Origin of the sequence: Burkholderia guangdongensis (assembly GCF_013403875.1) — a bacterium.
Lineage (GTDB): Bacteria > Pseudomonadota > Gammaproteobacteria > Burkholderiales > Burkholderiaceae > Burkholderia > Burkholderia guangdongensis.
On record NZ_JACBNX010000002.1, the window covers coordinates 82937 to 103055 of the forward strand.

14 protein-coding genes are annotated in these 20119 nt (G+C 69.2%); 10 read left to right on the forward strand and 4 right to left on the reverse strand.

Annotation, left to right across the window (positions count from 1 at the left end):
• The first annotated feature begins 92 nt into the window (after positions 1 to 92).
• Together HZI36_RS02940 and HZI36_RS02945 are read left to right on the forward strand one after the other, a co-directional pair.
• A complete protein-coding gene (locus HZI36_RS02940) occupies positions 93 to 407 on the forward strand; it encodes a high-potential iron-sulfur protein (RefSeq protein ID WP_179401137.1) in 315 nt (104 codons plus the stop codon).
• 194 nt (positions 408 to 601) lie between these two features.
• The gene (locus HZI36_RS02945; protein WP_179401138.1) at positions 602 to 1723 is read left to right on the forward strand and encodes a porin; all 1122 of its coding nucleotides are present in this window, start codon (positions 602 to 604) and stop codon (positions 1721 to 1723) included.
• Positions 1724 to 1886: 163 nt separating this feature from the next.
• On the opposite strand, the gene HZI36_RS02950 is transcribed toward HZI36_RS02945, so the two are convergent.
• Complete coding sequence (locus HZI36_RS02950; RefSeq protein WP_179401139.1) at positions 1887 to 3881, reverse strand: carboxypeptidase-like regulatory domain-containing protein; 1995 nt, start codon at positions 3879 to 3881, stop codon at positions 1887 to 1889.
• 340 nt (positions 3882 to 4221) lie between these two features.
• Between HZI36_RS02950 and HZI36_RS02955 the strand changes: the two genes are divergently transcribed.
• The gene (locus HZI36_RS02955) at positions 4222 to 5406 is read left to right on the forward strand and encodes a helix-turn-helix transcriptional regulator (RefSeq protein ID WP_179401140.1); all 1185 of its coding nucleotides are present in this window, start codon (positions 4222 to 4224) and stop codon (positions 5404 to 5406) included.
• A gap of 18 nt (positions 5407 to 5424) precedes the next feature.
• Here the strand turns inward: HZI36_RS02955 and ggt are convergent, their stop codons facing one another.
• On the reverse strand, positions 5425 to 7356 hold the full coding sequence (gene ggt / locus HZI36_RS02960; protein WP_179401141.1) for a gamma-glutamyltransferase: 1932 nt from the start codon (positions 7354 to 7356) through the stop codon (positions 5425 to 5427).
• Between the two features lie 110 nt (positions 7357 to 7466).
• Positions 7467 to 8399 (reverse strand): LysR family transcriptional regulator, encoded by a 933-nt coding sequence (locus tag HZI36_RS02965; protein ID WP_179401142.1) that lies wholly within the window; start codon positions 8397 to 8399, stop codon positions 7467 to 7469.
• Between the two features lie 149 nt (positions 8400 to 8548).
• Here HZI36_RS02965 and HZI36_RS02970 point away from each other — a divergent pair, with 149 nt between their 5' ends.
• From HZI36_RS02970 to HZI36_RS03000, 7 genes are all read left to right on the forward strand, one after another.
• Positions 8549 to 10675, forward strand: a complete 2127-nt coding sequence (locus HZI36_RS02970; protein WP_179401143.1) for a 3-hydroxyacyl-CoA dehydrogenase NAD-binding domain-containing protein — start codon at positions 8549 to 8551, stop codon at positions 10673 to 10675.
• A 27-nt stretch (positions 10676 to 10702) separates the two neighbouring features.
• Complete coding sequence (locus HZI36_RS02975; RefSeq protein ID WP_179401144.1) at positions 10703 to 11911, forward strand: acyl-CoA dehydrogenase family protein; 1209 nt, start codon at positions 10703 to 10705, stop codon at positions 11909 to 11911.
• A gap of 18 nt (positions 11912 to 11929) precedes the next feature.
• Complete coding sequence (locus HZI36_RS02980) at positions 11930 to 13072, forward strand: acyl-CoA dehydrogenase family protein (protein WP_179401145.1); 1143 nt, start codon at positions 11930 to 11932, stop codon at positions 13070 to 13072.
• Between the two features lie 17 nt (positions 13073 to 13089).
• Positions 13090 to 14289: a CaiB/BaiF CoA transferase family protein gene (locus tag HZI36_RS02985; protein ID WP_179401146.1), complete on the forward strand. Its 1200-nt coding sequence runs from the start codon at positions 13090 to 13092 to the stop codon at positions 14287 to 14289.
• A 236-nt stretch (positions 14290 to 14525) separates the two neighbouring features.
• Complete coding sequence (locus HZI36_RS02990) at positions 14526 to 15815, forward strand: C4-dicarboxylate transporter DctA (RefSeq protein WP_179401147.1); 1290 nt, start codon at positions 14526 to 14528, stop codon at positions 15813 to 15815.
• A gap of 5 nt (positions 15816 to 15820) precedes the next feature.
• On the forward strand, positions 15821 to 17965 hold the full coding sequence (locus tag HZI36_RS02995) for a sensor histidine kinase (protein ID WP_179401148.1): 2145 nt from the start codon (positions 15821 to 15823) through the stop codon (positions 17963 to 17965).
• 36 nt (positions 17966 to 18001) lie between these two features.
• Complete coding sequence (locus HZI36_RS03000; RefSeq protein WP_179401149.1) at positions 18002 to 19357, forward strand: sigma-54-dependent transcriptional regulator; 1356 nt, start codon at positions 18002 to 18004, stop codon at positions 19355 to 19357.
• Between the two features lie 161 nt (positions 19358 to 19518).
• On the opposite strand, the gene HZI36_RS03005 is transcribed toward HZI36_RS03000, so the two are convergent.
• Positions 19519 to 20052 (reverse strand): TlpA disulfide reductase family protein, encoded by a 534-nt coding sequence (locus tag HZI36_RS03005; protein WP_179401150.1) that lies wholly within the window; start codon positions 20050 to 20052, stop codon positions 19519 to 19521.
• Between the last annotated feature and the right edge of the window lie 67 nt (positions 20053 to 20119).

Below are 20119 nucleotides of genomic sequence, written 5' to 3' on the forward strand. Positions count from 1 at the left end.
AACGGATGGCATGGCACTTGCGTGAATTGGGCACCGGGCGGTGACCGGGCGAGACGAATCGCCCCAATTTCAATTCATCTGAGGACAACATCATGGTCTCCCATGCACGCAGAACTTTCATGATCCGTACCGTCGGTCTGTGCGCGGCGCTTGCCGCGCTACAAGATGCACGCGCCGCGGCGCCGCTCGTCGACGAGAACGATCCGACGGCCAAGGGGTTCGGCTATCGAGCGATGGCCGACACCGTCGATGCCACGCATTTCACCCAGTACCAGGCCGGACAGAAATGCGAAAACTGCCGTTTCTATACCGGCGCGGCAAACGACACGTCGGGCCCGTGCATGATGTTCCCGGGCAAGGCGGTGTCCGCGGAAGGCTGGTGCAGCGTCTACGCGAAGCGCTCCTGATCTTGACGTTCGATATTCTCGTGTCGATTCATTCGACATGATTGGCAATGCAGATTATTCGCATGACTTAAGAAAATGAATGAATTGGCACGCATGTTGCGTTTCGTCCGGGCGCCGTGCCCGAAGGCGCGCGGCACACAGCGTGAGAAGAGAGCCGGTCCGGCTCGGCCAATTCAATAAAGGATGGAGACACCATGCAGAAGCAGCACTATCGGCAATTCCTGTTGGCGGCGACGCTGGGCTGTGCGTCGGGCGCCGTGGCGGCGCAATCTTCGGTCACGATCTATGGGGTGATCGATGCCGGCTTGCTCTACATGAACCGGGCGGCAACCGCCCCCGGCAGTCAGGTTCAGCTCACGACCGGCGGCATCAGCCCGAGCATCTGGGGTTTTCGCGGCGTCGAGGATCTGGGCGGCGGCATGAAGGCCATCTTCGACCTCGAAGGCCACTTCAGCAGCAACTCCGGCACCCTGACGAGCGGCCCGGGATATACGCCGGAAATCTTCCGGCGTCAGGCCAACGTCGGATTGAGCACGCCGTGGGGCACAGTGACGCTGGGGCGCCAATATAGTCCGTCGTTGCTTGCCGCACTGACGACCGAACCGCGCGACATGAAGGAGAATCTGTCGAGCCTGTATTCGTGGGCCTATACGCAACTTGCCGCACCCGGCAATGCCTTGGGCGCGGGCACCAGCCCCGACAACGACGTTGGTGTGTTCATCGGCAACGCGGTGCAATACTCGAACACGCTGGGCCCGGTCTGGCTGGGTGCCGCCTATTCATTCGGCGGCGTGGCCGGCAGCCTGAAGCGCGGCAGCGAAATCTCGCTGGGTGCAACCTACACCGGCCCGTTCACGGTGTCCGCCGCGTATCAGACGATTGCCGACAGCGTGACGGGCGTCAACGTCAGCCGCCTGTGGAACGCCGGTATCGCCGTGCCATACGGCCCGGTGACGGGCAAGTTCAACTATCTCGGCGTGATCGACCGCTCGATCGACGGGCCCGACGTGTCCAACGTCCGCTCGTTCGGCGCGGGCATCGACTATCGGTGGACCAGCACCGACACGACCACCCTGGCCGGCTACTACAACACGTACAGGGGCGCGCACAACAGCACGACGAGATCGCTGGTGCTGAGCAACGATTATTTTCTGTCGAAGCGCACGACGCTGTATGCGCAGATCGCGTACGTCGATGCCGGTGCGGTCGGTACGGTCGACCCGCTCGAGGGGCTCAAGACGTCGATCGTGGCCGGCGGAACGGCAGCCGGCGCGAAAACGGTGCTGGCCAACGTCGGCATCAAGCACAACTTCTGATCGACGCGCGCGACACCCCCCCGGCTGCGTCGCGCGCTGCCCGCTTTCGTTCAGTGCCGCGCCGGTATCGCGCGGCACGCTGCGCGCTCAAGAAAACGCCGGGCCGTCCCAGGTTTTCTTGACCCCCGGGGGGCCTGACGCGAAGCGGCAGGTCTGGGGGCGCTCAGAAGGCGTCCGGCGCGTTGCTGCCGTTGCGGAACGTCTGGTTGTCCCAGAAGCGCACGCCGTACGGATCCTTGCCGCGCAACTGCACGATCCGGAAGGTGCCCGTCGACGTGTTGACCGCCTGGAACGGTGTGCCGGTCGGCGCGTTCACCGTCAGCGACGTCGCGCCGCTTGGCAGCGGCGCGACGTTGAGCGCGCCGTTGCCGGTCGAATCCAGCGACTGGATCATCACCTGATACAGCGACGGCTGCCCCGACGCCGGCGTGAAGTCGACCGGCACCGACGACACGGCGCCCGCCTCCGAACCGTTCGCGCTCAGGAAATTCGACACGACGTCGCCGCCGATCGTCGCCCAGGCCGTTTTCCCGCCGACCGTCGCGTCGGCCGGCGGCGTCACGTTGACGACGCTCACCTGGTCGAGCTGATTCCCGCTGCTGTCGTACAGCGTGAACGTGTAGGTCGGATCCGCGGGCAACGTGCTCACGTCGAGCGGCGCCGTGCTCCAGAAGCCGCGCTTCGGCGGCGTGAACGTCGCCGACGGCGAGACCGTCGCCCACGACCAGCGGAACTCGTTCGTGCTGTTGCCCGCGAGCGCCGGGCTCTTCGGCGGCGACGACGGCTGCGTGCCGGGAATCGTCAGCGCGTTGTCGCCGACGACGCTCGTGCGCATCATGTACAGCCCGCCCGACGGCAGGCCCGGCCCGGTGACGAGCGCCGAGTAGAGGTTCGTCCCGTTCGGCCCGAGCAGGTTCACGTTCAGGTTCACGCCCGCATCGTAGAAGTTCACGTCGGCGCTGCCGGTGCTGTTCACGAACGTGTCGAAGAACATCCGCCGCGTGACCCGCGTCTGCGCGGAGATGTCGTACTTCAGCTGGTTGCCGATCACGTCCCACGCGACCTGCGCGCCGCCCGGCAGCGTGATCGTCTTCGACACCGCCTGCACACGCGTCGCGAACATGAACTGCGAGGCGCTCGTGCCGGTGCCGAGCGAGTACGGCACGCGGATCGTCGCGCTCGATCCGTCGGCGGCGAGCAACACGATCTGCGGCGTGCCGAGCGCGAGCGAGGTCGACTTCAGGTCGGTATCGAACTGCTGGATGTTCGTGTAGCCGTTATCCAAGTACGCGGCGTCGAACACCGCGGAGCAGGCCGAACTGTTCGCACCGGTCAGGCACGCGGTCATCGCCGGCGCGAGCGCGGCGAGGTATGCGGACAGGTTGGAGAAGTTCGTCGCGAACGCGGCGGGCGGCGCGGCGAGCGGCGGCGGCGGACTGTTCTCGCCGGCGGTGCTGAGCGTCAGGAAGCCGGCGCCCTGCGTCGTGCCGGCGGGCAGCGGCAGCTTGCTCGCGAGATAGGTCGCCGTGCCCTGCTGCTCGATCTGCACGAGATCGATCACCGCGTCGGCGCCGGTGTGGTTCGCGGTGAACGGCGTCGACACCGCGTCGAACGTGCCCGTCACGCCGTTCGCGGAGAGCAGGTTCCCGAGATACGTGTCGAGCGTCGCCGACGCCTTCTGCGCGCCTGCCGGCGTGATCGACGCCAGCGACGCCAGCGACGCGGGCGCGCCGGACGTGACGAAGTCGAGTGCGTTGCCGTCGGGCGTCTGCAGCGCGGCGAGCGCGGTCGTCAGCGTCGTCACGTTCGCGACCGACGTGCCGCCGGCGGCTGGCAGGCTCGGCAGCACGGTGACCATCTGGCCCACCAGCCCGGTCGGATCGGTCGCGACGAGCGCGACGGGCGCACTCAGCTTCGTCGTGTCGAGCGTGTAGTTGCCGTTCGCGTCGGCGGTCGCGGACGCGGTCGCGCCATGCACGTCGGTCGCCGCGACGAGCGCGTTCGGCACCGCGTTGCCGCTCGCGACCGTCCCCTGGATCGACGCGTTCTGCGCGGCCGTCGAGCCGCCGCCGCTGTTGCTGCCGCCGCCGCACGCGACGAGCGCGCACGCGGATGCGATCGCGCTCAATATGCCGAGTTGCCTGTATCCCGATGACATGACTTCCCCCTGGCGTTCGTTTCTGAATCTTGAAGAGGACGGTGCGCGCGGGGTCGGGCCGTTGTCGCGCCGGGCGGCGCGCGTGGCGTCGTACTGAATGTAGGCAGCCGCGCCACGCGGTGTCATCCCCCATTTGGGGTTAGGGCGGCGCGCGGCGGCGCCGATCGAGATTTCCCTGTATTGCCATGGGGATTTTGGAGCGCGAAGTTGGGAGCGGTGCCACGGTGCCGACGGTGCCGACGGTGTGACGAGGGACAGAATGATGAGTCGCACCACGGCCTGCCGTGGCGCCGGAACGGCGAGCGGCGACCGGACAGAAAGAAAAAATGCGGGGTGCACGATGAGCGAAATCGACGCGGGGGCGCTGTCGACGTTGATTCATCTGATCTATGCGGCGTCGACGGATCCGTCGAAATGGCGGACCTTTCTCGAGCGCTTTTCGACCACGGTCGGCGCCGCGGGCACGGTGCTGTTCATGCACGACTTCGGCGATTCGTCGGTCGTGCGGCAGGGCGGGGCGCTGGCGCTGATGGAATACGTGCGCTTCGATCCGGCGAGCATCGACTCATATGCCGCGCACTACTCGCTGTGCAACGTGTGGGCGCAGCAGGAGGGCCGGATGCGGCCCGGCGACGCGATCACGTCGGAGATGCTCGTGCCGTTCGCGTCGCTGCAGCGCAGCGAGTTCTATGGCGACTGGCTGCGGCCGCAGGATCTCGCGCACGCACTCGGCGGCGTCGTGTCGAAGAGCGGCACGCACGCGATCAAGTTCTCGGCGATGCGCTCGCGGCGCGGCGGCGCGTTCGGCGACGACGCGCTGCGGCTCTACGCTGCGCTGCTGCCACATATCCGCCAGGCGTTCGAGATCCACAAGCAGTTCGTCGCGCTGCGTGCCGCGAATGCCGGGCAGATGCACGCGCTCGACGCGATGCCGATGGCGGTCTGGATGTGCGGCGCCGACTGCACGGTGCTCGCCGCGAACCGCGCCGCGCGGTGGATGACCGACAAGCCGCGCGGGCTGCGGATCGACGGTGCCGGCCGGCTGCGCGCGCAGTTCCCGGACGACGATGCGAAGCTGCAGCACGCGCTCGCGCGCGCGGCGGGCGTCCGCACGCGGGAGCCGCGCGTCGGCACCGCGCTCGGGATCGACCGCCTGTGCTCGGCGACGCGGATCACCGCGATGGTGACGCCGGTGCACGAGGCGACCGAGGGCATCGACGCGCAGACGACGGCGGTCGTGTTCGCGTCGGACCCGGACGACGGGCTCTGTACGCCGGAGGAACTGCTGTGCAAGGTGTACGGGCTGACGCCGCACCAGGCGCGGCTCGCGGGCTGGCTGATGCGCGGCGAGGACCTGAAGGCGTATGCGCAGGCGCACGAGGTCGCGTACGACACCGCGCGCTCGCATCTGAAGCAGGTGTTCGCGAAGACCGGCGTGAACCGGCAGTCGGACCTGATCCGCGTGCTGCTGACGAGCCCCGCGCTGACGATCCGGCCCGGGCCGCGCCCGTGGCGGATCAACTAGCGGCGGCGCCCGCCCGCGTCAGTCGCCCATCGCGATCCCTTCGCGCCGCGGATCGCTGCCGCCGAACCAGACCGTGCGGCCCTCCACGTTCAGCCGCTGGATCCCCTGCAGCCCCGAATTCATCTCGACGACCCGCACGTCGTGCCCGCGCGCCTTCAGGCCGTTCACGAGCGCGTCGGACACGCGATCCTGTTCGAGCTCCGTCGGCCCGTTCGTCGAGCCGAAGTTCGGCAGCGCGATCGCCTGCTGCATCGTCATCCCCCAGTCCATCACGCCGACGAGCGTCTTTGCGACGTGATTGATGATCTGCGGCCCGCCCGCCGAGCCGACCACCATCGTCAGCTGCTTCGTCTTCTGGTCGAACACGAGCTCGGGCGCCATCGCCGAGCGCGGCCGCTTGCCCGGTTGCACGCGGTTCGCGACCGGCCGGCCGTTCTCGCTCGACACGAACGAGAAATCGGTGAGCTGATTGTTCAGCATGAAGCCGCGCACCATCATCCGCGAGCCGAACGCGTCCTCGACACTCGTCGTCATCGACAGCGCGTCGCCGTAGCGGTCGACGATCGCGAGGTCGGACGTCGACGGCAGCTCCGGGCTGCGGTCGTCGGCCATCGCGAGCGTCCAGCCCTGTGGCGTGCCGGGCTGCGCGACGCCCATGCTGTTCGCGCCGATCAGCCGCGCGCGCGCCGCGAGATAGCTCGGGTCGGTCAGGCTTTTCCAGCCGCCGCCGGGCAGCGGCACGAAGTCCGGATCGGCGACGTAGCGCGCGCGGTCCGCGTACGCGAGGCGCCCGGCCTCGCTGAACAGATGCGCGGCGAACGGCGTCGGCTCGAGCCCGACGTCGTTGGTGACCGGCTTTTGCGCGCCGATCTGCTGCCAGTCGGGCATCGCCTCGAGAATCCCGAGCATCTGCGCGATCGCGAGCCCGCCCGACGACGGCGGCGGCATCCCGCAGACGATCCAGCGCCGGTAGCCGGTGCACAGCGGCTCGCGGACCTTCGCCTGGTAGTGCGCGAGATCCTGCATCGACAGCAGCCCCGGGTTGGTCGGATGCTTGCGCACCTTCGCGACGATGTCGCGCGCGATCGCGCCGGTGTAGAACGCGTTCGCGCCGCGATCGGCGATCTGGCGCAGCGTCGCCGCGAGCTGCGGGTTCCTCAGCACGGTGCCGGCGCGCTTCGGCGTGCCGTCCTTCTCGTAGAAATACGCGCGCGCGGTCGGGTCGTTCATCAGGTAGCGGTCGTTCGCGAGCAGCGTCGCGAGCCGCGGGCTGATCGTGAAGCCGTGCTCGGCGAGCCGGATCGCGGGCTGGAACAGGCGCCGCCACGGCAGCTTTCCGTGCGCGCGGTGCGCGGCGTCGAGCATCCGCAGCACGCCCGGCGCGCCGACCGAGCGCCCGCCGACGACGCCCTGGTAGAAGCCCATCGGCTTGCCGTCGGGGCCGTAGAACAGATGGTCGGTCGCGGCGGCCGGCGCGGTCTCGCGGCCGTCGTACGCCTGCGTCGTCTTGCCGTCGAAATAGAGCATGAACGCGCCGCCGCCGAGGCCCGACGACTGCGGCTCGACGAGCCCGAGCACCATCTGCGTCGCGATCGCCGCGTCGACCGCGGTGCCGCCCGCCTTCAGCATCTCGTAGCCGGCCTGCGCGGCGAGCGGATTCGCGGCGACGATCATGTAGCGTTGCGTCGCCCAGCCCGGCTTGTCGACCCAGCCCGACGACAACTCGGGCGCCTGCACGGCCGGCGCGGAGGCCGCCGGGGCCGCTGCTGCGCCGCTCGTGCCCGCCTGCGCGGTGGAGGGCGGCAGGGTCGTGCAGGCGGCGTTGAGCGCCAGCAGCGCGGCGGCGCCGAGCAGGGCCGCCAGGTGCAGCGGGCGAAGCGGACGCAGTGAGCCTGGCGGACGCAGTGGGCCTAACGGACGCAGCGGGCGCGGACGAATCCGGTCGGACATGGAACCCTCGGTTGGATGGGAGATGGTCGGGACGCCGGCGCGGCGCGGGTGGCCGCCGCCGACGGCGCGCGTCATTGTCGCCGCGGCGGCGGCGCGCTGTCATCTGACAATTACCCCGGCGCCGGCTGTCCGGCCCACGCCGGCCCGCCGCGGCCGGCCTTTCCGGCTTCTTCGAGGACGAACTCTATGAACGTCTGCGTCGCGCGCGTGTGATGCCGGTTCGGCATGTACAGCATGTACATGTGCGTGCCGAAGATGCTGAGGCGGTACGCGTCGAGCGACGTGAGCGCCGCGCCGCGCCGCACGTCGTCGTGCACCACGTAGTCGGGCACGATGCCGACGCCGAGCCCGGCGAGGATCGCCTGGCGCAGGAACAGGAAATTCTCGGAGATCAGCGCCGGCTCGAGCAGCACCTCGTGCCGCTCGTCGCCGAGATACGCGGCCACGCGCAGCTGCCGGCCCATCACCGCCGACGTGATCACGGGCGCGTCGGTCAGCGCGCCGAGATCGGCCGGCATCCCGTGCTCGGCCGCGAACGCGGTCGACGCGCACGCGACGTAGCGCACCGCGCCCATGTCGCGCGCGACGAGGTTCTGCGGCGGCTCGGACATCACGCGCACCGCGATGTCGACTTCGTCGCGCATCAGGTCCTCGACGCGGTTCTCGAACACGACGTCGAGCACGATCCCCGGGTGGAGCCGCTTGAACGCAATCAGCCACTCGGACATCACGAGCTGCCCGTAGCCGCTCGGCACCGACAGCCGCACGCGGCCCTGCAGATCCTGGCCGAGCGTCGTGACCGCCTCCTCGGCGGCGAGCAGCTCGCTCTGGATCCGCCGCCCGTGCTCGTACAGCCGCAGGCCGATCTCGGTCGGCTCGATCCGCCGCGTCGTGCGGCGCACGAGCTGCAGGCCGACCGAGCGCTCGAGCTGGTTCAGCCGGTAGCTAACGTTCGCGCGGCTCACCCTGAGCCGCTGCGCCGCCTTGCTCAGATTGCCGGCGTCGAGAATGTCGACGAGCAGCGTTAGCGCATTCAGGTCCATGAGCGTAGCCTTGGGGGCGGAGAAAATCGTCAGTGTCAAATAAAACTTGACAGATTGTAAAGGGTTGGTGGAATTGTCAATAAATCTCGATCAATCGAGAATCGTGTCAATCCGGCGTGCGCGCCGGCCCCATTCTTTTGGAGACAGGAATGAGCCAGCAGACTTCCCCCGACACCGGCACCGTGCTGCGCGAGCGGCGTGACAAGGTGCTCGTCGTCACCGTCGATCACCCGCCCGTCAACGCGCTGTCGTCGACCGTGCGCCAGGGCCTCGTCGACGCGCTCGACGCCGCCGCGGCCGACGACGCGATCCGCGCGGTGCTGATCGTCGGCGCCGGGCGCAACTTCATCGCGGGCGCGGACATCCGCGAGTTCGGCAAGCCGCCGGTGCCGCCCGCGCTGCCCGACGTGTGCGACCGGATCGAGTCGAGCGCGAAGCCGGTGGTCGTCGCGTTGCACGGCGCGACGCTCGGCGGCGGGCTGGAAGTCGCGCTCGCCGCGCATTACCGGATCGCGGTGCCGGGCGCGAAGCTCGGCCTGCCCGAAGTGCTGCTGGGCCTGTTGCCCGGCGCCGGCGGCACGCAGCGCACGCCGCGGCTGATCGGCGCGAAGGCCGCGCTCGACCTGATGCTGTCCGGCCGCCACGCGGGCGCCGACGAAGCGCTCGCGCTCGGCCTCGTCGACCGCGTCGCGCACAGCGACGACACGCTCGCCGAAGGCCTCGCGTACACGCAGGAGTTGCTGTCGCTCGGCGCGCCGGTGCGGCGCACGCGCGACGCGCAGGGGCTCGCGGACCGCGCGGCCGCGCAGGCGGCGATCGACGCGGCGCGCGCCGATCTGCAGAAGAAGTCGCGCGGGCTGTTCTCGCCCGCGAAGATCGTCGACGCGGTCGAAGGCGCGCTGACGCTGCCGTTCGACGCCGGGATCAAACTCGAGCGCACGCTGTTCGTCGAATGCCTGGCGAGCCCGCAGCGCGCGGGCCTCGTGCACGCGTTCTTCGCGGAGCGCGAAGCGGCGAAGGCGCCCGAGACGCGCAGCGCGAAGCCGCGGCCGATCGAGCGGATCGGCGTCGTCGGCGGCGGCACGATGGGCGCGGGGATCGCGGTCTCGATCCTCGATGCGGGCCTGCCGGTCACGATGATCGAGCGCGACGACGCGTCGCTCGCGCGCGGCCGCGCACACGTCGAGAAGGTGTACGACGGCCTCGTCGCGAAGGGCCGGATGACGCCCGCCGCGCACGACGCGCGCGTCGCGCGCTTCAACGGCAGCACGTCGTACGACGCGCTGTCGCAGGTCGACGTCGTGATCGAGGCGGTGTTCGAGGACATCGCGGTCAAGCACGCGGTGTTCGCGGAGCTCGAGCGCGTGTGCAAGCCGGGCGCGGTGCTCGCGACGAACACGTCGTATCTCGACATCGACGCGATCGCCGCGGGCACGAGCCGCGCGTCCGACGTGATCGGGCTGCACTTCTTCTCGCCGGCGAACATCATGAAGCTGCTCGAGATCGTCGTGCCGGCGAAGGTCAGCGCGGATGTCGTCGCGACCGCGTTCGAACTCGCGAAGAAGCTGAAGAAGACGCCGGTGCGCGCGGGCGTCTGCGACGGCTTCATCGGCAACCGCGTGCTCGCCGTGTACCGGCTCGCGGCCGACTACATGATGGAAGACGGCGCGTCGCCGTATCAGATCGACCGCGCGGTGCGCGGCTTCGGCTACCCGATGGGCCCGTTCCAGGTGGCGGACCTCGCGGGCGGCGACATCGGCTGGGCGACGCGCAAGCGCCGCGCGGCGACGCGCGATCCGCGCGCGCGCTACGTGCAGATCGCCGACCGCATCTGCGAGCGCGGCTGGTTCGGCCAGAAGACCGGGCGCGGCTACTACCTGTACCCGGACGGCGCGCGCGTCGGCACGCCCGACCCGGAAGTCGAAGCGATCATCGACGACGAGCGCAAGCGCGCGGGCGTCACGCCGAAGGGCTTCACCGACGACGAGATCGTGCGCCGTTACATGGCCGCGATGATCAACGAAGGCGCGAACGTCGTGCACGAGAAGATCGCGCTGCGCCCGCTCGACGTCGACGCGGTGTTCCTGCACGGCTACGGCTTCCCGCGCTATCGCGGCGGCCCGATGCACTACGCGGACACGGTCGGCCTCGCGAACGTGCTCGCCGATATCCGCGCGTTCGCGAAAGAAGATCCGCTGTTCTGGAAACCGTCGCCGCTGCTGGTCGAGCTCGTCGAGCGCGGCGCGAACTTCGCGAGCCTGAACGGCGGCGCGTGATCCGATACGAATCGACAAGGAGACACGATGGACCTCAATTTCACCCCTGAAGAGGAAGCGTTCCGCGCCGAGGTGCAGGCCTTCCTGAAAGCGAACCTGTCCGAGCGCGTCGCGCGCAAGGTGAAGGGCGGCCTGAAGCTCACGCGCGACGACATGGTCGAATGGCATGCGACGCTGAACAAGCGCGGCTGGCTCGCGAACCACTGGCCGAAGGAATACGGCGGCCCGGGCTGGAGCGTTGCGCAGAAGTTCCTGTTCGACAACGAATGCGCGCTCGCCGGCGCGCCGCGGATCGTGCCGTTCGGCCTGAGCATGCTCGGGCCCGTGCTGATCAAGTACGGCAACGAAGCGCAGAAGCGCCACTGGCTGCCGCGCATCCTCGACGGCTCCGACTGGTGGTGCCAGGGCTACTCGGAGCCGGGCGCGGGCTCGGACCTCGCGGGCGTGAAGACGACCGCGGTGCGCGGTGTGGACGGCGATGGCGAGCACTACATCGTGAACGGCCAGAAGACGTGGACCACGCTCGGCCACTACGCGAACATGATCTTCTGCCTCGTGCGCACCGACAACACGGTGAAGAAGCAGGAGGGGATCTCGTTCCTGCTGATCGACATGAACACGCCGGGCATCGAGGTGCGGCCGATCATCACGCTCGACGGCGAGCACGAGGTGAACGAAGTGTTCTTCACCGACGTGCGCGTGCCGGCCGAGAACCTCGTCGGCGAGGAAAACAAGGGCTGGACCTACGCGAAGTATCTGCTGACGTATGAGCGCACGAACATCGCGGGCGTCGGCTTCTCGGCCGCCGCGCTCGAGCGTCTGCATGCGGTCGCGAAGAAGGTGAAGAAGAACGGCCGGCCGCTCGCCGACGATCCGTCGTTCGCCACGCGGCTCGCGCGCGTCGAAATCGAACTCGAGAACATGTCGACGACGAACCTGCGCGTGCTCGCAGCGGTCGCGGGCGGCGGCGCGCCGGGCGCGGAGAGCTCGATGCTGAAGATCCGCGGCACGCAGATCCGGCAGGAGATCACGTCGCTGATGCGCCGCGCGATGGGGCCGTACGCGGCGCCGTTCATCGAGGACGCGCTCGACGGCGACTACGCGGGCGAGCCGGTCGGCCCGGAAGAGGCCGTGAGCGCCGCGCTGCAATACTTCAACAACCGCAAGCTGTCGATCTTCGGCGGCTCGAACGAAATCCAGCGGAACATCATCTCGAAGATGATCCTCGGGCTGTAAGCGGACAAGGAGACGACCATGGACTTTCAACACACCGAAGACCGCCGGATGCTCGCGGATTCGCTGAACCGCTTCATCGCCGAGCAATACGCGTTCCCGCTGCGCGACAAGATCGCGCAGTCGGCCGAGGGCTTCGATCAATCGATGTGGCAACGCTTCGCCGAACTCGGCGCGGTCGGCGCGCTGTTTCCGGAGGCCGACGGCGGCTTCGGCGGCGCGGGCTTCGACATCGCGGTCGTGTTCGAGTGCCTCGGGCGTGGGCTCGTCGTCGAGCCGTTCCTCGGCGCGCTGCTCGCGGGCCGAGCGATCGCGGCGGCCGGCGGCGACGCGCATCGCGACCGGCTCGCCGCGCTGATCGACGGCAGCGCGAGCGCCGCGTTCGCGCACGACGAGCCGGGCTCGCACTACGAGCTGACGAACGTGAAGACGCGCGCGGAAAAGCGCGGCGACGGCTGGGTGCTGACCGGCGCGAAGGGCGTGGTCGCCCAGGCCGAGCACGCGACGTTCTTCGTCGTGACCGCGCGCACCGCGGGGCAGGACGACGACGCGCACGGCATCGGCCTGTTCGTCGTGCCGGCGTCGGCGCCGGGCGTGTCGCTGCGCGGCTACCAGAAGGTCGACGGCGGCCGCGCGGCCGAGGTCCGCTTCGACGGTGTCGCGCTGACGGCGGACGCGGCGCTCGGCGATCCTGACAACGGCGCGGCGCTGCTCGAGCAGGTGCTCGGCTTCGGCCTGCTCGCGCTCGCGGCCGAATCGGTCGGCGCGATGGACGTCGCGAAGGAGCACACGCTCGAATACCTGCGCACGCGCAAGCAGTTCGGCGTGCCGATCGGCAGCTTCCAGGCGCTGCAGCACCGGATGGCCGACGTGCTGCTCGAGATCGAGCAGGCGCGCTCGGCGGTGATCAACGCGGCGTCGAAGCTCGATGCGCCGCGCGTCGAACGCGAGCGCGCGCTCGCGGCCGCGAAGTACACGGTCGGCCGGATCGGCGCGCTCGTCGCGGAGGAGAGCATCCAGCTGCACGGCGGGATCGGGATGACGTGGGAGCTGCCGCTGTCGCACTACGCGAAGCGGCTCGTGATGATCGATCACCAGCTCGGTGACGAGGATCATCATCTCGAGCGCTACGTCGCGCTGTCGAAGCCGCTGTCGAACCAGTAACCGGGGAGGAGAAGACGATGTCGAACGATCGACTGCCGCTCGCGGGCGTGAAGGTGCTCGACTTCTCGCGCGTGCTCGCGGGGCCGCTGACCGCGATGACGCTCGCCGATTTCGGCGCCGAGGTGATCAAGGTCGAGCACCCGGCGCGCGGCGACGACACGCGCGACTGGGGGCTGCGCATCGGCCACACCGAGACGACGTATTTCAACAGCATGAACCGCAGCAAGCGGTCGATCTGCGTGGATCTGCAGACGGAGGCCGGCCAGCGGATCGCGCGCGAGCTCGCCGCGCAGGCCGACGTCGTCGTCCACAACTTCAAGCTCGGCGGCGCGGAGAAGCTCGGGCTCGGCTACGACGCGCTCGCCGAGCTGAATCCGCGGCTGATCCACTGCGCGATTTCCGGCTACGACCGCTCGGGCCCGGAAGCGGCGCGGCCCGGCTACGACCTCGTCGTGCAGGGCGAGGCGGGGCTGATGGCGCTGAACGGCTGGGCGGACCAGCCGCCGCTGAAGTTCGGCATCGCGGCGGTCGACGTGATCACCGGGATGTACTCGGCGCAGGCGATCCTCGCGGCGCTGTACGAGCGCGAGAAGACCGGCCGCGGGCGGCGCATCGAGATGGCGCTGTTCGATTGCGGGCTGATGCTCACCGTGTACTACGGGCTCGACGCGCTGCTGATGGAGAAGGATCCGCCGCGCTACGGGAACGAGCATCCGTCGATCGTGCCGTACGGCGTGTTCGACGCGCAGGACGGCCCGCTCGTGATCACGGTCGGCAACAACGCGCAGTTCGCGCGCTTCTGCGACGCGATCGAGCGGCCCGACCTCGCGCGGGACGAGCGCTTCGCGACGAACCTCGCGCGCTCGTCGAACCGCGCGGAGCTGCTGCCGATCCTGCGCGCGGAACTCGCGCGCCGGCCGCGCGCGGCGCTGCTCGACGCGCTCGCGAAGGGCGGCATCCCGTGCGGCGAGGTGCTCGGGCTCCACGAAGCGCTGACGTCCGAACGCGCACGAGGCGCGGGGCTCGTGACGAAGCAGCCGCATCCGGTCGCGGGGCAGGTCGACGTGCTCGCGCCGCCTTACCGGCTCGACGGCCAGCGGATGCCGGTGCGCGGCGCGCCGCCGGTGCTCGGCGCCGACACCGACGCGGTGCTCGGCGAATGGCTCGGGCTGACCGGGGCCGACGTCGCGAAGCTGCGCGACGACAAGGTCGTCTGACGCCGCCGGCACGCGGTTTTCGTCCGACGATGGGTTCCGCGCGTCCGGCGTTCCGGACGCGCGGATTCCGGATTTCCGGAATCCTGGATTCCCTTGCATGCCGCATCGCGAGAAATACAATAAAAACAATGCGTTGACGCGGCTCGTCCGCCTGGCATCGACCTTGCGATATAAATGGCACGACGGCCGCCCCCCGGCCGGACGAACACAGAGCACATTCAAGGAGACGAACCATCGTGAAGAAGAAGCCCATCTACAAAGTGCTGTACGCGCAGGTGATCTTCGCCATCGTCGTCGGCGTGATTCTCGGTCACTTCTATCCGTCGCTCGCGACCGCGATGAAACCCCTTGGCGACGGCTTCATCAAGCTGATCAAGATGGTGATCGGACCGATCATCTTCTGCACCGTCGTGACCGGCATCGCCGGCATGGAGGACATGAAGAAGGTCGGCCGCGTCGGCGGCAAGGCGATCCTGTATTTCGAGGTGATGTCGACGTTCGCTCTGGTGCTCGGCCTGGCGGCGACGCACCTGCTGCGTCCGGGCGCCGGCTTCAACATCGATCCGGCGAAGCTGAACGGCAAGGAAGTCGCGTCGTATGCGGCGAAGGCGCACGGCCAGTCGACGGTCGACTTCTTCATGCACATCATTCCGAACACGATCACCGACGCGTTCGCGCAAGGCGAGATCCTGCAGATCCTGCTGATCGCGCTGCTGTTCGGCAGCGTGCTCGCGCACCTCGGCGAGCGCGGCAAGGCCGTCACCGACCTGATCGACGGGCTCACGCGCGTGCTGTTCGGCGTCGTGCACATCGTCACGAAGCTCGCGCCTATCGGCGCGTTCGGCGCGATGGCGTTCACGATCGGCACGTACGGCGTCGGCGCGCTCCTGCCGCTGCTGAAGCTGGTCGGCACGTTCTACCTGACGTCGGTCGTGTTCGTGCTCGTCGTGCTCGGCACGGTCACGCGCCTCACCGGCTTCTCGATCATCCGCTTCGTCACCTACATCAAGGAAGAGCTGCTGATCGTGCTCGGCACGAGCTCGTCCGAGGCCGCGCTGCCGCAGCTGATGGAGAAGCTCGAGAAGGCCGGCTGCGCGCGCTCCGTCGTCGGCCTCGTGGTGCCGACCGGCTACTCGTTCAACCTCGACGGCACGAACATCTACATGACGATGGCCGTGCTGTTCATCGCGCAGGCGACCAACATCGAACTCACGTGGATGCAGCAGTTGACGCTGCTCGCGGTCGCGATGCTGACGTCGAAGGGCGCGAGCGGCGTCACCGGCGCGGGGTTCATCACGCTGGCCGCGACGCTCGCGGTCGTGCCGACGATCCCGCTGTCGGGGATGGTGCTGATCCTCGGGATCGACCGCTTCATGAGCGAGTGCCGCGCGCTGACGAACATCGTCGGCAATGGTGTCGCGACGGTCGTCGTGTCCGCGTGGGAGAAGGAGCTCGACCGCACGAAGCTGCGCGACGCGCTGAGCGGCAACGCGCAGGTCGCGGCGACCGAGACCGCCGGCGTCTGAGCGCGATGGGCGTGCGGACGGCGCGTGCTCCGGCGCCGCCCGCGGGTGGTGGAGCGGACGACGGGGTGGGCGATAGCGGCTCGGCGCACGGCGCCGGGAGCCGCGCGGACGTCTATGACACAATGGACGATCCGCATCGCCAGGAAGCCGCCAACGTGAAGCGCCGCCTGCTCGTCCTCGCCGTGCTCGCCGCCGTGCTGGCCGCGGCGTGCGCGCTGACCTGGGCGCTCACGTGGCGGCGCGAGGTCGACGAGTTGCGCCGCAACGCGGCGGTGCGCGTCGATCGCACGACGCGCGCGCTGCAGAACACGCTCGAGCGCTACGAATCGCTGCCGTACCTACTCGGCAGCCATCCGTTCGTGCAGGCGCTGCTCGTCGGGGCGCGCCCCGAGGGGAGCGGCCTTGAGCCGCTTCCCGAAGGAAGTGCCCTTGGGGTACGCCACGAAGGAAGTGCCCTTGGGGCACCGCGCGCCGACGACGTCGCGCGCGCGAACCGCTATCTCGAAGACCTGAACCGCCACGCGCGCGCGACGGTCACCTACGTGATCGCCGCCGACGGCCGCTGCGTCGCCGCGAGCAACTGGCGCGACGCCGACAGCTTCGTCGGCATCGGCTATCAATTCCGGCCATATTTCATCGACGCGATGCACGGCCGCGTCGGCCGCTTCTTCGGCATCGGCACGATCTCGCACGATCCCGGCTACTACATCTCGCAGCCGGTGCGGCGCGACGGAAAGATCGTCGGCGTCGTCGTCGTGAAGCTCAATCTCGAATGGTTCCCGGGCGTCGATGCGTCCGAGCCGCTCGTCGTCGCCGACGATCACGGCGTCGTGTTCCTGTCGTCGGTGCCCGCGTGGAAATATCACACGCTCGCGCGGCTGCCGGGCGACGTTGCGTCGTCGATCTACGAGACACGCCAGTATGCGCAGTTGCCGGTCACGCCGCTGCCGTTGCGCGTCGAGCAGGCGCTCGGCCCGGACGCGCAGATCGTGCGCATCGGCAACCCGGGCGCGACCGGCCTCGCCGCCGCGCGCGGCGGCACCCGCTATCTCGCGACGCAGCGCCGGCTCGGCGAGCCCGACTGGCGGCTCGTCACGCTCGCGCCGCTCGCGCCCGTCGTCGCCGACGCGCGCAATGCGACGATCGTCACCGCGTTCGGCATCGTGTCGCTCGCGCTGTTCGGCTTCTACTGGCGGATGCGACGCGCGCGCGTGCGCGAGATGATCCGCAGCCGCGCGCTGCTGCAGCAGGCGTACGCGGAGCTGAACCGGCGTGTCGAGGAGCGCACCGCCGATCTGTCGGACGCGAATGCGCAATTGCACAAGGAGGTGGGCGACCGGATCCGCGCGGAGCAGGAGCTGCGCGCCGCTCAGGACGAGCTGATCCAGGCGAGCAAGCTCGCGGCGCTCGGGCAGATGGCGGCCGGCATCACGCACGAGCTGAACCAGCCGCTCGCGGCGCTGCGCAGTTTCTCCGACAACACGCGCGTGCTGCTCGACCGCGGCGAGCAGGCGGCTGCGCGCGAGAACCTCGAGGCGATCGCCGCGCTGACCGAGCGGATGGGCAAGATCACGAACCAGCTGAAGCTGTTCGTCGGGCGCGCTCGGCCGCGCAACGAGCAGGCGCTCGTCGTGCGCGCGCTGCGCAATGCGCTGACGTTGCTCGGCGAGCGGCTGCGCGGCGTCGAGCTCGTGCTGACGGTACGCCCCGAGGAAAGCGGCCTTGAGCCGCGCGAAGCCCGCCTCGATCTCGCGGACGACCATCCGGAGCTCGTCGCGCGCTGCGAGGATCTGCGTCTCGAGCAGGTGCTGATCAACCTGCTCGGCAACGCGCTTGACGCGGTCGCGCCGGTCGCCGCGCCGCGCATCGAGGTCGCGCTCGACGTGTCGGCCGCGACGCTCGCGATCGAGGTCCGCGACAACGGCCCGGGCATTCCGACCGAGCTGCTGCCGCGGCTGTTCGAGCCGTTCTTCACGACGAAGGAGATGGGGCGCGGGCTCGGCCTCGGACTTGCGATTTCGTCGTCGATCGCGAGCGATGCGGGCGGCGCGCTGACCGCGCGCAATGCGCGCTCGGGCGGCGCGCAATTCGTGTTGACGCTGCGGCGCGCGCGCACGCATCATCCGGACTCCGCGTCCACCGGCGGTTGAGCCGGCGGCGCGCATCGAGCAGGAGCAGTGACAGCGATGGCCAACCGGCTGCAAGTGATCTACATCGAGGACGACGCGCTCGTGCGCCGCGCGAGCGTGCAAAGCCTGCAGCTCGCGGGCTTCGACGTGACCGGCTTCGAATCGGCCGAGGCGGCCGACAAGGCGATCGTCGCGGACCACGCGGGCGTGATCGTCAGCGACATCCGGCTGCCGGGCGCGAGCGGCCTCGACCTGCTCGCGCAGTGCCGCGAGCGCGCCCCCGACGTGCCGGTGATCCTCGTCACCGGCCACGGCGACATCACGATGGCGGTGCAGGCGATGCGCGACGGCGCGTACGACTTCATCGAAAAGCCGTTTCCGGCGGAGCGGCTGATCGAGACCGTGCGGCGCGCGCTCGAGCGGCGCGAGCTCGTGCTCGAGAACCACGCGTTGCGGCGCGAGCTCGCGGGGCAGGGCGTCGTCGCGCCGCGCATCATCGGCCGCAGTCCCGCGATCGAGCAGGTACGGCGGCTGATCGCGAACGTCGCGCCGACCGACGCGTCGGTGCTGATCAACGGCGACACCGGCGCCGGCAAGGAGCTGATCGCGCGCAGCCTGCACGAGCTGTCGCCGCGCCGCGACAAGCCGTTCATCGCGGTGAACTGCGGCGCGCTACCGGAGCCGATGTTCGAATCGGAGATGTTCGGCTACGAGCCCGGCGCGTTCACCGGTGCCGCGAAGCGCCGGGTCGGCAAGCTCGAATACGCGTCCGGCGGCACGCTGTTCCTCGACGAGATCGAGAGCACGCCGCTCGCGCTGCAGGTGAAGCTGCTGCGCGTGCTGCAGGACGGCGTGCTGGAGCGGCTCGGCTCGAACCAGCCGATCCGCGTGAACTGCCGGATCGTCGCGGCCGCGAAGGGCGACATGACCGAGCTCGTCGCGGCGGGCACGTTCCGGCGCGACCTGCTGTACCGGCTGAACGTCGTGACGATCGCGCTGCCGCCGCTCGCCGAGCGCCGCGAGGATATCGTGCCGCTGTTCGAGCACTTCATGCTCGACGCGGCGGTGCGTTACGACCGGCCCGCGCCGGTGCTGACCGACCGGCAGCGCGCGAGCCTGATGCAGCGCGACTGGCCGGGCAACGTGCGCGAGCTGCGCAACGCGGCGGACCGCTTCGTGCTCGGTGTCGCCGACATGCCGCCGGAGGCGGGCGGCGACGAACTGCCGGACGCGGGCGAGCAGACGCTGAAGGCGCGCATCGAGCAGTTCGAGCGCGCGGTGATCGCCGAAGCGCTGAACCAGACGGGCGGCGCGGTCGCGGCGACCGCGGACCGGCTGCACGTCGGCAAGGCGACGCTGTACGAGAAGATGAAGCGCTACGGGCTGTCGGCGAAAGGAGAAACGGACCGCTGAGCCGACTGTGGGTCGGTCATACGGTCCGTTTTCGCAAGGCGGTGGGGCGTGACTGATGCGGGCTTGCTTATGTGGGCCTGCTCATGCGTGCCTGCTTACGCGTGCCTGCTTAAGCGGCTTGCTTAAGCGGCTTGCTTACGCGGCTTGCTTACGCGGCTTGCTTACGCGGACTTGTCGAGCGCCTTCTGCAGCAGCGCGTCGAGCTCCGCGAACTGCGGCGCGCCGACGTAGCGCTTCAGGATCTTGCCGTCCTTGTCGACGACGAAGGTCGTCGGCGTGAGCTGCACGTTGCCGAACTCCTTCGCGAGGCTACCGTCGTCGAACGCGACCTTGAACGGGAGCTGGCGGGTCTGCACGTAGTTCGACACGTACATCGGCGAGTCGTAGTTCATCGCGACCGCGACGAATTCGAGCCCCTGACCCTTGAAGCGGTTGTACGTCTGAACCATCTTCGGCATTTCCTGCATGCAGGTCTCGCAGCTCGTCGCCCAGAAGTTGATCAGGTAGACCTTGCCTTTCAGGTCGGACGCGGTCGAGATCTTCTGGCCGGTCAGCAGCGTGAACGTCGCGTCGGGCACCGTCGACTTGCCGTTGAACGCGAAGAAGCCGGCGACGGCGATGGCAACCGCGGCGGCGGCGAGCGCGATGTAGCGCATCGGGCCGCGGCGGCTCTGGGTGGAAGGTGTGGAGTTCATCTGCGAAGGCTCTCGAAGGCGGCCGGCGGACCGGCATCAAAAATTTGGCGTCCATTTTAACGCGTAT